At 63.4% G+C, this 17019-nt stretch carries 2 protein-coding genes; both read left to right on the top strand.

The genetic code is table 11. The annotated features are described in order from the left end of the window. The first annotated feature begins 858 nt into the window (after positions 1-858). Positions 859-1407 carry a VOC family protein gene (locus NLN62_RS48125; RefSeq protein WP_254113893.1) on the top strand — a complete coding sequence of 183 codons (549 nt, stop codon included), beginning with the start codon at positions 859-861 and terminating at the stop codon, positions 1405-1407. Positions 1408-3513: 2106 nt separating this feature from the next. Then, positions 3514-17019: non-ribosomal peptide synthetase (locus NLN62_RS48120; RefSeq protein WP_254113892.1), on the top strand; the 13506-nt coding region annotated here is incomplete at its 3' end.

The following is a 17019-nucleotide window of genomic DNA, read 5'->3' as shown; positions in this document are numbered from 1 at the left end:
CTTGCATCCTACGATCAGAGAAGACGTTTGGTTACATTATCACGGGAGAAAATTCGATATGGCCGTGTTCGAAGCGATGAACGCGGTTGAGGTCGCCGTGTGGGATGCCGCGAAACTCCCAGCAAGGGACAGGCCGCCGAATGATCGTGCCAGCAAAGCTTGCGAAATTCGCTTGCGCCAGTTCTGGATGCCTATACGCTTCACGCGCGGTGCGTAGGCCGTCCGCACCAAGTCCGTGGCCCTCTCGTACCGTTTACAGTCGATTCGATAGGAGAGGGTTTGTCGCGGGCAGGGATCTTCCCAGGTAGTTGCTTGTTTCGGTGATCGTCGCCTTGTCGGGGGTGTTATTGTTTGAGCTGTGTCTGGTTCAGGACATCGATGTCTCAAGTCGAACAGTAAAACTCATCTATGGCGGCTATAGGCGCGTTGTTCTTTGAGGAACTCTCGCGCAATATCGTTGGCACGTCGGTTGCTTAAGATGCGTAGAACTCTGTGACGATCATCTCGCTTCGCGAGGCGCGGCCAAAGAGTTCGGATTAGACGTTCTCAACTGGTCCAAATGTAGCATCGGATGCGGAGCGAACGCGATCAGAACTTGAGGGGCTTATGTTTGCATCGCGATGGGAAAATAGCCGATCCACCACCATTGGCGATTTCGGAAAAAATGCGGAAATGCGAAGAGCGCAAAACAGAGCTCTTCCGTGCTTAAGCGGATGTGGCCCAGGCATAACGCTGACTTGTTGGAGTAGATGATTCCGAAGAACCTGGTCGCTGCTACGGATTAAACTGCTGAAGGTGTATCTGCCGCTCGCGGGGCGACGTTGATTTGGTCTGATTATCCATTGTGAAGAGGGTGCTATGCAGGAGACCGTCGACAGCAAGATCGGACTAGATGCTACTTCGGGCGACAATCGGAAAGCCGAGAGTTCGTTTTTGAAGTTCCGCGGGATAGATCATATTGCCATTGCAGTACTCGATCTTGAGGCGTCAATTCTGTTCTTTCAGGACGTGCTGGGCTTTGAATTGAAGGGCCGTTCTCACGTTAAGGGACGGTCGACAGGGATGCTTTATGCTAACCTCGAGAGCGGCGGCATCAGGTTTGTTCTGTGTCAGGGTACTGAGCCAACCTCTCAGGTCTCAGAGCTGGTGCGGCGTAACGGTGTCGGAGTTGCTCACATTGCTCTTAAGGTCGACAATGTAGATGCTGCCGTGCAGACCCTAAAGTCTCGTGGTCTGGGATTTGATACGACCGTCGTTCGTTGTCCTGGACTGGCGCAGGCCTTCTCGAGTCGCTCCATTGAAACGGGCCTTAGCTTCGAATTCATTCACCGAGATGGAGAGAGTGGCCTCCTCGAATCGAACGTTCAGCAGCTCTTTGGTCAGCTTGAACAGTCGGGCAAATATTGACGGAAGAGGTGGGACCTCCATTCGTGCGCGTCCTCCAACATCTTCATCGCCCAGCCGCGCTTCAAGGCCGTCTAATAGGTGCCCGGCCGCAAAGTTCAGCGATCAAGTGCTTGAGCCTGCTGTCGCGACCCTTTTCCTTAGCTTTCACACTTGCGTCTGGTGGTCCGATTCGCCGGTCGGCTCGGCTGGAGGAAGATATTGCATCGATCTTCTCCGCTGCACGCCGACACGCGTCTTGGGCGCGCGCCCAGGGGCGCTACAGGTAGGTACCTAAATCGCGAATTGTCGCGGATCTCGGGGGGGGGGCTCGCGCGGATCTTGTGGAGTGCGGCAGTCCATCGCAGGACTGCTGAAAGCTGCGCACCCCCGCGAGTTACACAGGTGGAGAGTATATCATGGGCGTGGCGTACGTACATCACGACACATGTGTGTTGGCCTCATCAAGTTGCGAACTCCGCGAAAGGGATGGGCAACGAGCTGCAACGTCAGCAATGGGTTCTACGGTCTTTGTTGCCGGTGGGAGGCTAGCCGCAAGGTGCGCCCAGGTAGCGAGCGATATGGGCGACGTTATTCGCGCGGCCTTGTGTGCAGATCCCATTTTGGGGGATTGGGCTCGTCGCGGTAAGATCCGGCGTGTCGCAAGTGTTGAAGAGCTATCGACCTTGCTGAATGCTCAAGTGGTGGACTGGATATTTTCGGGTTGTAATCCATTCGCATTGGCAGCGGATGTGTTGGGGCGAGTTCGTCAAGGCGCTTCCAAGTGTCGCGAAGGCCCGTTAGCGCGGTGTGCGGGAACTGCGGGAACTTCTTCGGTGCTGTTGGTCCAAGATGCCGAATGTGCCGTCAGGTGGCATCGCATCTATGGTGGTGCGGACACCGGTCACCGGGTTGTTCAATCCCACGTGTTGATCACGCCAACCGATACGGCGTCAACTCTTGACCTCAAATGCTGCGAGGCCGGAGTCAAGGTATTCCGCGAAGGTCTGACCGTTTTGGCGAGTGGAGAGGAGCTCAGTGCCTGTCCGCAGGCGCTAGATACGCCGACGCGAGTTTCCCGAACGTCGACGTCCGGATGTGGCGGGCTGCACTGCGATGGGATCGACCCGCGCCAGATCTCTCGGGGACAGCGACCGCCTGGACTTTAGGTCGTATCATTCCAATCGTTCTATGTGTGAAGGCTGTTGTCGCAACCAGGTGCTTGGAGGTGTCGTCTAACCGCTCGGGCTTATCGGCGGGCTCTCTCTCCTTAAAATCACCCGGCAATTGACATGTGGCGACAGGTACGAGGATGTTGATGTTTGGTTCGACGGCTAAGATGGTCGGCCGGTGGATGCGCAGCCACTGGCGAGGAATTCCGGCATGGATATAGGCAACCGCCTACCGATCTTAAGCGAAGCTGAGGCGCGGAGCACAACAGTTGCCCATGAATTGTTGGCATCTCGTGAAGAGTTCTGGCGACACCGACTAGAGCAGTTCAAGATAGTTCAGCTTCCGTTTTCGTCGTTAGAAGGCAAGACTCCGGCGACATGGCAATCGACCGCTTGGCTCATGCCGGGTGCGTTGGCTGAGCTATCTCCCAGTGATCGCGCGGAATTCTTGCTAACTGCTTGGGTGGTCTATCTCGCCCGCATCACGGGGGAAGCAGAGCTTCAACTGGGATGGACTCCCGTGCCGAATGGATCGCGAGCCGGCGTGAATGCGCTCGAGGTGCTTGTCGCGTCTGTCGTGCCGATGGCAATTACCATCGACCTCGATAACAATTTCGCAGAGGCGCGCACGGCGGTCGCGGCCGAATTCGCTCAGCTGAACGCGCAGGATACCTTTGCGCGGGATCTTATTGCGCGATGCCCGACGTTGAGCGGTGTGGAGGCGCTACGATTGCGCCGTCCCTGGCCGGTTGGCGTTACGGTTACGGGAGAGAGCTGTTCTGCTGCTGAAGAGTCGGTTTCGAGCTCCAGTTCTGATATAGCTCGCTCCGGTGAGTTGGTAACGCTCGAGATTTGCGCTCTGGATGGGAGCTTCCGATGGCACTTTGATGCAAGTCGCCTCGAGCCCAATCAGATCGAGCGTATGACACAGCATTTGCAGAATTTGTTGTGTGCTGTGATGACCGATGCGCAGCAGTCGTTGGGGTGCATCGGGCTGCTGTCGTCCGATGAGCGCACCTACCTCTTGGAGGAGCTGAACCGGACGGCGACGCCTTATCCTTCGGACCGGTGTATCCATGAGCTGTTCGAGGCGCAGGTGCGCAAGACGCCGGATGCGGTAGCCGTGGTCCATGCTGACGCGCGCTTAAAATATGGCGAGCTCAATACTCGGGCGAACCGGCTCGCATATCATCTCATCGCGCTTGGGGTGAAGCCGGGCGACCGCGTTGCGATAGTGCTTGATCGAGGCATTGCTCTTGTTGTCGCACAACTGGCAGTTCTGAAGGCGGGCGGGCTCTATGTACCGATTGATCGGGGCGGTCCAGTTGGGCGACAAAGCTGGATTATGACCGACTGTGCTGTGCGCCTCATCCTTGTAGGTGACGAGAATGAGGGCGGGCTTGAGATTCCGATTCCTATTCTGGCCATTGAGCCGATCATGGCTGGAACAGGGTGTAGTACCGATCCTGGCCTGGCATTGACCGCCGAGGCTCCGGCCTACGTGATGTACACCTCCGGGTCGACCGGCCTTCCGAAGGCCGTGGTTGTTCCTCATCGTGCTGTCAACCGTCTCGTCATCAACAACGGCTATGCGGAGTTCACCTCGAGTGATCGCGTGGCCTGGGTAGGCAATCCCGCCTTTAGCATCAGTACGCTGGAAGTTTGGGCGCCACTGCTGCACGGTTCCAGCCTAATTGTGATTCCACACACAGCTGTACTGCAGCCCGAGGTGTTGCGCACTCTGGTTCGGCGGCACCGCATCACCGTCCTGCATTTGACTGCCGGGTTGTTCAGCCGGAGCGTTGATGAGTTAGGCCCGGTGCTGGCGAGTTTGCGATTTCTACTAGTTGGTGGTGGCGCGGTTGATGCGGCGGCCGTGGCGCGGGTTTTGAGCCAAAGCCGACCGCAACATCTCTTGCACTGCTACGGTTCAACTGAGACGTCGACCTTTGCGACGGTCTGCGAGATCACCGCCATTGATCAGACAGTCCGACGACTCCCCATCGGCCGTCCGATCGCGAACACGCGGGTGTATCTGCTTGATGGACACGGTGCGCCGGTTCCGTTTGGCGCGGTGGGCGGACTCTGCATCGGCGGGGCGGGGGTGGCGCGAGGCTATCTGAACCGGCCCGAGCTGACCGCGGAGCGGTTCATCGCCAGTCCTTTTGTCGAGGGCGACCGGCTGTACCGCACTGGCGATCTGGCGCGCTACCTACCGGACGGCAATCTGGAGTTTTTGGGCCGCAACGACGACCAGGTGAAGATCCGCGGCTTCCGGATCGAGCCGGGCGAGATTGCGACGCGGCTCATCGAGCATGCCTGGGTGCGCGATGCGGTGGTGGTGGCGCAGCAGGACGGTGCCGGCGAGAAGCAGCTGGTGGCCTATGTGGTGTGTGCGCCTGAAGCAGCTTCGAACGGGTTGGATGGAAGCGAACTTGCCGGCGCCTTGCGCGCGCACATAAGTGCGCACCTGCCGGACTACATGGTGCCGGCTGCGTTCGTACGGCTTGCGGCGCTGCCGCTGACGGTGAACGGCAAGCTGGACCGCAAGGCGCTGCCGGCTCCGGACGATGAGGCGTATCCGCGGGCAACGTATGAGGCACCGCAGGGCGAGATCGAGACGGCGCTAGCGCAGATCTGGGCGGAGCTTCTGGGGCTGACGCGGGTGGGACGCCACGATAACTTCTTTGCGCTGGGCGGCCACTCGCTCTTGGCCGTGCAGCTGATGGAGCGTCTGCGGCGGCTGTCGCTTGGGATCGAGGTGCGGACCTTGTTCGCCAAGCCGGTGCTGGCGGATCTGGCGGTGAGCCTCGGCAGCCATCACGAGGTGGCGGTCCCGGCCAACCTGATCACAGAACGAAGCACGGCGATCACGCCGCAGATGCTGCCGCTGATCGAGCTGGCGCAGGGCGAGATCGACCGGATTGTCGCCACGGTGCCCGGTGGCGTCGACAACATCCAGGATATTTATACCTTGTCGCCGCTGCAGGACGGCATCCTGTTCCATCATCTGTTGGCCAGCCGCGGTGATCCGTACCTGCTGGTCTCGCTGATGGCGTTTGCCGACCGGGCACTGCTCGACCGCTATCTGGCTGCGGTTCAGCGGGTGGTGGATCGGCACGACATTCTGCGCACGTCGTTTGTCTGGGAGGGCCTGTCGGGCCCGGCCCAGGTGGTGTGGCGGAGAGCGCTGCTGGAGGTGACCGAGGTCGAGCTGGATGGGTCCGGTGGTCCTGGCCACGAGCAGCTCCGGCGTCTGTTTGATCCGCGCCAGCACCGGATCGATCTTGGCCGGGCGCCCTTGTTGCGGTTTGTGATCGCGCGCGAGCCCGGCGGCGGGCGCTGGCTGCTCTTGGAGCTGCAGCACCATCTGATCGGGGATCACACCACGCTGGACGTGATGCATGCCGAGGTCCGGGCCGTGCTGGAGGGACGCGCCCATGAACTTGCAGCCCCGCAGCCGTTCCGCAACCTGGTGGCGCAGGCGCGCCTGGGCGTTGATGCAAAGGCGCATGAAGAGTTCTTCCGCTCGCTGCTCGCCGACATCGACGCACCGACCACGCCGTTTGACTTGAGCGAGGTGCGCGGCGACGGCAGCGGGGCTCGTGAGGCGCGGCGGATGCTGCCGCAGGCGCTGCAGGATCGGCTGCGCCGCCAGGCACGGCGGCTGGGTGTCAGCCTGGCGAGCCTGTGCCACCTGGCGTGGGGCCAGGTGGTGGCGCGCAGCAGCGGGCGCGAGCAGGTGGTGTTCGGCACGGTGCTGTTCGGCCGCATGCAGGGCGGCGCTGGCGCCGACCGCGCGATGGGCCTGTTCATGAACACCCTGCCGCTGCGGTTGGACTTGGACGGGACCGGGGTCGAGGCGAGCGTGCGGATTACCCATGCCCGGCTCGCCGAGCTGCTGGCGCATGAGCACACCTCGCTGGCTTTGGCGCAACGCTGCAGCGCCGTTGCGGCGCCGGCGCCGCTGTTCAGCGCGCTGTTGAACCACCGCCACGACACGCCGGCGACCAACCCCGGACCGCACGATGTGCTGTCCGGGGTGGAATGGTTAAGCGGCGAGGAGCGCACCAATTATCCGCTGACGTTGTCAGTGGAGGATTTTGGCGAAGCGCTGGGGCTGACGGCGGACGCGGCGGAGCCGTTATGTCCAGACCGGGTCTGCGGCTACATGCAGCGCGCGCTTGCGCAACTGGCTGAGGCGCTGGAGCGGACGCCGAACATGCCGGTGCGAGAGCTGGACATCCTGCCGGCCGACGAGCGCGCGTACTTGCTGGAGGAGCTCAACCGGACGGCGGCGGCGTATCCTGCGGACAAGTGCATCCATGAGCTGTTCGAGGCGCAGGTCGCCAAGGCGGCGGACGCGGTTGCGGTGGTCCATGAGGACGAGCGCGTAAGCTATGGCGAGCTCAATGCGCGGGCCAACCGCCTGGCGCATCGCCTGATCGGGCTCGGGGTGAAGCCGGGCGATTGCATAGCCACTGTGATTGACCGTTCCGTGAGTCTTGTAGCGGCGCAGCTTGGGATCCTGAAGGCGGGGGGGGTGTATGTGCCGATTGATCGCACTCTTCCATCTGCGCGACAACGCTGCCTGATAGCCGACTGTGCTGCGCGCCTAGTGCTCACCGAGAGTGACGATGATGATCTGGTTGCGGTGACAAGTCGTGTGCTGATCATTGAGCCGCTGATGGTTGGAACAGGCTCTAGTGCCGATCCTGGCCTTGCATTGAGCGCCGAGGCGGCCGCTTACGTGATGTACACCTCCGGGTCGACCGGCGTTCCCAAGGGAGTTGTTGTTCCGCATCGTGCGGTCAACCGGCTCGTGATCAACAATGGGTATGCGAAGATCGGGGCCGGAGATCGTGTCGCCTTCGCCGCCAATCCCGCCTTCGACGCCAGCACATTTGAAGTCTGGGCGCCGCTGCTTAACGGTGGCTGCATTGTTGCAATGGATGCCACCACCGTCATAGACGCTTCAACTTTTGCTAGGGCGCTCAAACAGCAACGGGTGACATCACTGTTTCTAACAACAGCATTGTTCAACCAATATGCATCAGTGATTGCCTCGACGTTAGCACAACTTAAGTACCTCCTCTGTGGAGGCGAGCGCAATGACCTTCCCTCATTTCTGAGATTGCTGAGAGAAGAAGGTCCTGTACGTCTCATTCACTGTTACGGTCCGACCGAGACGACTACCTTCGCGACAGTCTGCGAGATTACCGCAATTTATGAGACATTCGGCCGGCTGCCGATTGGCCGACCGATCGCGAACACTAAAATCTACCTGCTTGATGGTCATGGAGCACCTGTTCCGTTCGGGACGGTGGGCGAGCTCTACATTGGCGGGGCCGGTGTTGCGCGCGGCTACCTGAACCGTCCCGAGCTGACGGCGGAGCGGTTCATCGCCAGTCCGTTTGTGGCAGGCGACCGGCTGTACCGGACCGGCGACCTGGCGCGGTATCTGCCGGACGGCAATCTGGAGTTTTTGGGCCGCAACGACGACCAGGTGAAGATCCGCGGCTTCCGCATCGAGCCGGGCGAGATCGCCGCGCGGCTCCTTGAGCACGCCTGGGTGCGCGAGGCGGCGGTGGTGGCGCAACAGGATGGCACGGGCGAGAAGCGCCTGGTCGCCTATGTGGTTGCGGCTGCGTCGCATGCCGACGAAGCTGAGGCGGCCGACCTTGCCGGCACCTTGCGCGCACATTTAAGTGCGCGGTTGCCGGAGTACATGGTGCCGGCTGCGTTCGTGCGGCTTGCGGCGCTGCCGCTGACGGTGAATGGCAAGCTCGATCGCAAGGCGCTGCCGGCGCCGGACGATGAGGCGTATGCGCGTCGCGCCTATGAAGCGCCACGGGGGCCTATTGAGGAGAAGCTGGCGCAGATCTGGGCGGAGCTTCTGGGCCTGGAGCGGGTCGGACGGCACGACAGCTTCTTCGAACTGGGCGGCCACTCGCTCTTGGCCGTGCAGCTGATGGAGCGTCTGCGGCGGCTGTCGCTTGGGATCGAGGTGCGGACCTTGTTTGCCAAGCCGGTGCTGGCGGATCTGGCGGCAAGCCTGGGCAGTCATCATGAGGTGACAGTCCTGGCCAACCTGATCACGGAGAGAGGCACGGCAATTGCGCCGCAGATGCTGCCGCTGATCGAGCTGGCGCAGGGCGAGATCGACCGGATTGTCGCCACGGTGCCCGGTGGTCTCAGTAACGTCCAGGATATTTATGCTTTGTCCCCGCTGCAGGACGGCATCCTGTTCCATCATCTGCTGGCCTGCCGCGGTGATCCGTACCTGCTGGTCTCGCAGATGGCTTTTGCCGACCGGGCCCTGTTGGAGCGCTATCTTGGTGCAGTTCAGCGGGTGGTGGATCGGCACGACATTCTGCGCACATCGTTTGTGTGGAAGGGCCTGTCGAGTGCGGCGCAGGTGGTGTGGCGAAACGCGCCGCTGGATGTGACCGAGGTCGAGCTGGATGGGTCCGGTGGTCCTGGCCACGAGCAGCTCCGGCGTCTGTTTGATCCGCGCCAGCACCGGATCGATCTTGGCCGGGCGCCCTTGTTGCGGTTTGTGATCGCGCGCGAGCCCGGCGGCGGGCGCTGGCTGCTCTTGGAGCTGCAGCACCATCTGATCGGGGATCACACCACGCTGGACGTGATGCATGCCGAGGTCCGGGCCGTGCTGGAGGGACGCGAGCATGAGCTTGCAGCCCCGCAGCCGTTCCGCAACCTGGTGGCGCAGGCGCGCCTGGGCGTTGACGCAGAGGCGCATGAAGAGTTCTTCCGCTCGCTGCTCGCCGACATCGACGCACCGACCACGCCGTTTGGCTTGAGCGAGGTGCGCGGCGACGGAAGTGGGGTCGGCGAGGCGCGCCGGATGCTGCCGCAGGAGCTCAACGATCGATTGCGGACGCATGCGCGGCGGCTGGGTGTGAGCCTTGCGAGCCTGTGCCATCTGGCGTGGGGCCAGGTGGTGGCGCGCAGCAGCGGGCGCGAGCAGGTGGTGTTCGGCACGGTGCTGTTCGGCCGCATGCAGGGCGGCGCCGGCGCCGACCGCACCATGGGCCTGTTCATCAACACCCTGCCGCTGCGGTTGGACTTGGACGGGACCGGGATCGAGGCGAGCGTGCGGATTACCCACGCCCGGCTCGCCGAGCTGCTGGCGCATGAGCACGCCTCGCTGGCTTTGGCGCAACGCTGCAGCGCCGTTGCGGCGCCGGCGCCGCTGTTCAGCGCGCTGTTGAACTACCGCCACAACACGCCGGCGGCCAACCCCGGACCGCACGATGTGCTGTCCGGGGTGGAATGGTTAAGCGGCGAGGAGCGTACCAATTATCCGCTGACGTTGTCAGTGGAGGATTTTGGCGAAGCGCTCGGTCTGACAGCGCAGGTGGCGGAGCCTGTCTCAGCGGATCGGGTCTGCGGCTACATGCAGCGCGCGCTCGAGCAGCTGGCTGAGGCGCTGGAGCGGGCGCCGCACACGCCGGTGCGAGAGCTGGACATCCTGCCGGCTGACGAACAGGCGTACTTGCTGGAGGAGCTGAACCGGACGGCGGTGACGTATCCTGAGCAGCAGTGCATCCATGAGCTGTTTGAGGCCCAGGTGCGCCGTGCGCCGGATGCAGTGGCGGTGGTCTACCAGGACCAGCGCGTAAGCTATGGCGAGCTCAATGCGCGGGCCAACCAGCTGGCGCATCATCTGATCGGGCTCGGGGTGAGGCCGGACCAGCCGGTGGCGATCTGCGGTGCGCGCAGCGTGGCGATGGTGGTCGGGCTTTTGGCGATCCTGAAGGCGGGTGGCGCCTATCTGCCGCTGGATCCAGCCTATCCGTCGGCGCGGCTGCACCAGGTGCTTGCGGATGCGGCGCCCCAGCTGTTGCTGGCCGATGCGGCGGGACGATCGGCGCTGGGCGAGGATGCGCTACTCGATCTGACGGTGGTGGATCTGGCGGCGGCGGCGCCGGAATGGGCCAATCTGCCGGCGTCCGATCCGGACCCGCGCGCGCTCGGCCTGACCTCACGCCATCTCGCCTATGTGATCTACACCTCCGGATCCACCGGCACGCCCAAGGGGGCACAGAATGAGCATCGGGCTATCGTCAATCGCTTGATTTGGATGCAAAACGCCTATGGTCTCAAGGCAACTGATGTCGTGTTGCAGAAGACGCCATTTGGCTTCGATGTCTCGGCCTGGGAGTTCTTCTGGACGTTGCTTGAAGGGGCGACGCTGGTACTGGCGCCCCCCGGTGCGCACAGAGATCCCGATGCACTGGTCGACTTGATCGTCAGCCACCGCATCACGACGGTTCACTTCGTGCCATCCATGCTGGTCAGCTTTCTGGATACGAAGAGTGTTGACCGCTGCAGATCGCTGCGGCGGGTTCTATGCAGCGGCGAGGCGCTTTCTGCCGCCAGTGTGCATAGGGTTCGGCGCGTGTTGCCCTGGACGGCCCTGCACAATCTCTACGGTCCCACTGAGGCCGCGATCGACGTTACATCCTGGAGCTGCCCGGATGAGTTTGATGGCGCCATTGTCCCGATCGGCCGTCCGATCGCGAACACGCGGGTGTATCTGCTTGACGGACACGGTGCGCCGGTTCCGTTCGGCGCGGCGGGTGAGCTTTACATTGGCGGGGCGGGGGTGGCGCGCGGCTATCTGAACCGGCCCGAGCTGACCGCGGAGCGGTTCATCGCCAGTCCCTTTGTGGACGGCGACCGGCTGTACCGCACTGGCGACCTGGCGCGCTATCTGCCGGACGGCAATCTGGAGTTTTTGGGCCGCAACGACGACCAGGTGAAGATCCGCGGCTTCCGCATCGAGCCCGGTGAGATCGCGGCGCGGGTTGCCGAGCACCCGTTCGTGCGCGAGGCGGTGGTGGTGGTGCACGAGGGCCCCGGCGGCGAGCAGCGGCTGGTGGCCTATGTGGTGTGTGCGCCTGAAGCAGCTTCGAACGGGTTGGATGGAAGCGAGCTTGCCGGCGCCTTGCGCGCGCACATAAGTGCGCACCTGCCGGACTACATGGTGCCGGCTGCGTTCGTACGGCTTGCGGCGCTGCCGCTGACGGTGAACGGCAAGCTGGACCGCAAGGCGCTGCCGGCGCCGGACGATGAGGCGTATGCGCATCGCGCCTATGAGGCGCCGCAAGGCGAGGTCGAGATCACGCTGGCACAGATCTGGGCCGAGCTTCTCGGTGTGGAGCGGGTCGGACGCCACGACCACTTCTTTGCGCTCGGCGGGCACTCGCTATTGGCGGTGCAGCTGTTGAGCCGGGTCTCGCTGGCTATTGGCTTCACACTGCCGCTGACCACGCTGTTTGCCAAACCGGTGCTGGCCGATCTGGCCGCGAGTATCATGGATGAGTTGAGCCGCTCCGGCGCGCAAGACCTGCCAGCCATTGTGCCGGTATCGCGTGAAGCGCCGCTTGTGCTGTCGTTTGCGCAGCAGCGGCTGTGGTTTTTGGCGCAGCTGGATCAGAGCAGTACGAACTATCACATTCCGCTCGGGTGGCGGCTCAAGGGTGGGCTCGACCGCAGCGCCTGGCAGCGCAGCCTTGACCGTGTGTTGGCGCGTCATGAGGCGCTGCGCAGCGTGTTTGTCGCGCCGGAGGGCAAGCCCTGGGTGGAGCTGCTGCCGGAGGATGCGGGGCTGCCGGTTGTGGAGCACGATCTGCGGGACAGGCCGGATGCGGACGAGGCGCTATTGGGTCTGTGCAGGGAAGAGGCGCGCACGCCGTTCGATCTGGCGCGTGGCCCGCTGATCCGCGGCCGGCTGATCCGGATCTCGGATGAGGAGCACGTCTTGCTGCTAACGCAGCACCACATTGTCTCGGATGGCTGGTCGCTGGGCGTGTTGGTGCGTGAACTCAGTCAGCTGTACCGGGCCTTCGTGGCCGGAGAAGGCGATCCGCTGCCGCCGCTTGCAATCCAGTATCCGGACTATGCCGCCTGGCAACGGCAGTGGCTGTCGGGCGAGCGGCTGCAGAGCCAGGCGCAGTATTGGCGCAACAATCTATCTGGCGCGCCGGCCCGTCTGGCGCTGCCCACAGATCGGCCTCGGCCGGCCGAGCAGTCGTTTGCCGGGGCCAGTGTGACGGTCGTGATCGATGCGGATCTGACGCGGGATCTGAAGCGGCTGAGCCGGCAGCATGGCACGACCTTGTTCATGACGGTGCTGGCGGCCTGGGCGGCGCTGCTGTCGCGTCTGTCAGGGCAGGACGACCTAATGATCGGCGTGCCGAGCGCCAATCGCGGTCGGTGCGAGGTCGAAGAGCTGATCGGCTGCTTCGTCAACACCCTGGCGCTGCGGCTTGACCTGTCGGGCGAGCCGAGCGTGGCGGAGCTGTTGGCGCGGACGCGGCGCTCGGCCTTGGGAGCGCAGGAGCATCAGGACTTGCCGTTTGAGCAGGTGGTGGAGATCGTGCAGCCGCCACGGCGTCTTGATCACACGCCGTTGTTCCAGGTGATGCTGGCCTGGCAGAACAACGCCGCTGGGACGTTCGACCTTCCTGGGCTGCGTGTGGAGGCGGCGGCAGACGGCTTCGATCAGGTCAAGTTCGATCTGGAGCTGAACTTTTGCGAGCATGGTGAGGTCATCGCCGGGACGCTGGGCTATGCCACGGCGCTGTTCGATCAAGCGACCATCGAGCGGCAACGAGGCTATCTGCTGGCGCTGCTGCAGGCGATGGTTGCCGATGCGCAGCAAGCGGTCGGGCGGATTGAGCTGCTGGCGGCCGACGAGCGGGCGTATCTGCTGGAGGAGCTGAACCGGACGGCGGTGACGTATCCTGAGCAGCAGTGCATCCATGAGCTGTTTGAGGCCCAGGTGCGCCGTGCGCCGGATGCAGTGGCGGTGGTCTACCAGGACCAGCGCGTAAGCTATGGCGAGCTCAATGCGCGGGCCAACCAGCTGGCGCATCATCTGATCGGGCTCGGGGTGAGGCCGGACCAGCCGGTGGCGATCTGCGGTGCGCGCAGCGTGGCGATGGTGGTCGGGCTTTTGGCGATCCTGAAGGCGGGTGGCGCCTATCTGCCGCTGGATCCAGCCTATCCGTCGGCGCGGCTGCACCAGGTGCTTGCGGATGCGGCGCCCCAGCTGTTGCTGGCCGATGCGGCGGGACGATCGGCGCTGGGCGAGGATGCGCTACTCGATCTGACGGTGGTGGATCTGGCGGCGGCGGCGCCGGAATGGGCCAATCTGCCGGCGTCCGATCCGGACCCGCGCGCGCTCGGCCTGACCTCACGCCATCTCGCCTATGTGATCTACACCTCCGGATCCACCGGCACGCCCAAGGGCGTCATGATTGAGCATGCGAGCACGGTGAACCTGCTGCATTGGAGCAGCGACGTGTTTGCGGCATCAGAGATCAGCCGCACGCTGTTTTCCACCTCGATCAGTTTCGATTTGTCCGTCTATGAGTGCTTCGTTCCGCTTTCGCAAGGAAGCACGCTCTACCTTGTCGAGAATGCGCTGGCGCTGGCCGGGAGGTCTTTGGATATCTCTTTGATCAACACAGTGCCCTCGGCGATCGCCGCCCTGGTTGACAAGAAAGCCGTGCCGGTTTCCGCAAGCGTGATCAATTCGTGCGGCGAGCGGCTGAAGGCGGGCCTCATAGAGAAGGCCTTCGAGAGTAGTCGCGTAGAGAAGATTTATAACCTGTATGCGCCTTCTGAAACCACCACGTACTCAACCTGGATCTGCCTGCTAAGGGGAGAGGCTGTCGTCGAGACGATCGGCCATCCGATCGCGAACACGCGGGTGTATCTGCTTGACGCACACGGTGCGCCGGTTCCGTTCGGCGCGGCGGGTGAGCTTTACATTGGCGGGGCGGGGGTGGCGCGCGGCTATCTGAACCGGCCCGAGCTGACCGCGGAGCGGTTCATGGCCAGTCCCTTTGTCGAGGGCGACCGGCTTTACCGCACTGGCGATCTGGCGCGCTATCTGCCGGACGGCAATCTGGAGTTTTTGGGCCGCAACGACGATCAGGTGAAGATCCGCGGCTTCCGCATCGAGCCGGCTGAGATCGTCGCGCGGCTTTGCGAGCACGCCTGGGTGCGCGAGGCGGTGGTGGTGGCGGGCCAGAACGGCGCCGGCGACAAGCATCTTATCGCCTATGTGGTCTGCGCGCCCGAGGCCGGCTCGGACGAGGGCGATGGAGGCGGGCTTGCGGGCGCCTTGCGGGCGCACTTAAGTGCGCGGCTGCCGGACTACATGGTGCCGAGCGCGTTTGTGCGGCTGGCGGCGCTTCCGCTCACGGTTAACGGCAAGCTCGATCCCAAGGCGCTGCCGGCGCCGGCCGATCAGGCCTATGCGCTGTCGGCCTATGAGGCGCCGCAAGGCGCGATCGAGACCGCGCTGGCGCAGATCTGGGCCGAGCTCCTTGGTGTCGAGCGCATCGGGCGCAGCGACCACTTCTTCGAACTGGGCGGCCACTCGCTCTTGGCCGTGCAGATGTCGAGCCGGCTGTCACAGGCGGTTGGGGTCGACCTGCCGCTGTCGACGCTGTTCGCAAGGCCAGTGCTGACTGACCTGGCGGCGAGCACCGTTGAGCTGTTGCGCTGCTCCGGTCCGCAAGAGCTGCCGTCGATTGCAGCCGTGTCGCGTCATGAGCCGCTTGTGCTGTCGTTTGCGCAGCAGCGGCTATGGTTTTTGGCGCAGCTGAACGAAGGCAGCACGAACTATCACATTCCGCTGGCCTTGCGACTGCGCGGGATGCTCGACCACAGCGCCTGGCAGCGCAGCCTTGACCGTCTGTTTGCGCGCCATGAAGCGCTGCGCAGTGTGTTTGTCGCGAGGCAGGGCAAGCCCCGGGTTGAGGTTCTGCCGCCGGATGCGGGACTGCCGATAGTTGAGCACGATCTGCGGGAGAGATCGGATGCGGAAGCGGCATTTTTGGACCTGTGTCATGAAGAGGGGCGCACGCCATTCGATCTTGCGCGCGGTCCGCTGATCCGCGGACGATTGGTGCGGATGTCGGACGAGGAACACGTCTTCCTGCTGACCCAGCATCACATCGTCTCGGACGGCTGGTCGATGGGCGTGCTGCTGCGTGAACTTAGCCAGCTCTACCGGGCATTCGAGGCTGGGCACGACGATCCTCTGCCGCCGCTTGCGATCCAGTATCCGGATTACGCCGCCTGGCAACGCCAATGGCTGTCGGGGGAACAGCTGCAGAAGCAGGCGCAATATTGGCGCAGCGCCCTGGCAGGCACAGCCCGTCTTATCTTGCCGACGGACCGTGCGCGGCCTGCCCAGCAGTCGTTTGCCGCGGCCACGGTCCCGATTATCGTCAATGCGGATTTGACGCGGGAGCTGAAGCGGCTGAGCCTGCAGCATGGCACGACGTTGTTCATGACGGTACTGGCGGCCTGGGCGGCGGTGCTGTCTCGTCTGTCGGGGCAGGACGATCTTGTGATTGGCGTGCCGAGCGCCAATCGGGGGCACCGCGAGATCGAAGGGCTGATCGGGTTCTTCGTCAACACGCTGGCGCTTCGGCTGGACCTGTCGGGCAAGCCGCGCGTGTCGGAGCTTCTGGAGCGGACACGGCGCACGGTGCTGGCTGCGCAGGAGCATCAGGACCTGCCGTTCGAGCAGGTGGTGGAGATCGTGCAGCCGCCCCGGGCTCTTGATCACACGCCATTATTCCAGGTGATGCTGGCCTGGGAGAACAACGCGGTTACGTCATTGGACCTGCCGGGGCTGAGCGTCGAAACTACCGGGGAGGCGTTCGATCAGGTCAAGTTCGATCTGGAGCTGAGCCTTGGCGAGCATGGCGAGGAGATCGCCGGAACGCTGGGTTATGCAACGGCGCTGTTTGATCAGGCGACGATCGAGCGGCAGCGTGGTTATCTCCTGGCGCTGCTGCGGGCGATGGCTGTCGATGCTCAGCAAGTGGTCCACCGGATTGAGCTGCTGTCGACTGCCGAGCGCACGTATCTGCTGGAGGAGCTGAACCGGACGGCGGCGCGATATCCTGCGGAGCGGTGCATCCACGAGCTGTTCGAGGCGCAGGTGCACAAGTCGCCGGATGCGGTGGCGCTGGTCTGCGAAGACGAGCGGCTGAGCTATGGTGAGCTCAATGCGCGGGCCAACCGCCTGGCACATCACCTGATCGCTCTTGGGGTCAGGCCGGACCAGCCGGTTGCGATCTGCCTGCAGCGCAGTCCGATGATGGTGGTGGGGCTTTTGGCGATCCTGAAGGCGGGTGGTGCCTATCTGCCGCTGGACCCGGCCTATCCGTTGGCGCGGCTGCATCAGGTGCTCGACGATGCGGCCCCGCCGCTGCTGCTGGCCGATGTGGCCGGCCGTGCCGCCTTCGGCGCGGATGTGCCGGCCAATGTGAGCGTGGTGGAGCTCGATGCTGCAGCGCCGGCCTGGACCAGCCTCCCGGAAGCGGATGCTGACCCGCGCGTGCTCAGCCTGACCTCCCGCAATCTCGGTTATGTGATCTACACCTCGGGATCCACGGGCACGCCCAAA

The organism is Bradyrhizobium sp. CCGUVB23 (assembly GCF_024199885.1).
GTDB lineage: Bacteria > Pseudomonadota > Alphaproteobacteria > Rhizobiales > Xanthobacteraceae > Bradyrhizobium.
Note: the sequence above shows the minus strand (reverse complement) of the source record. Positions and strands in the feature narration are given on the sequence as shown.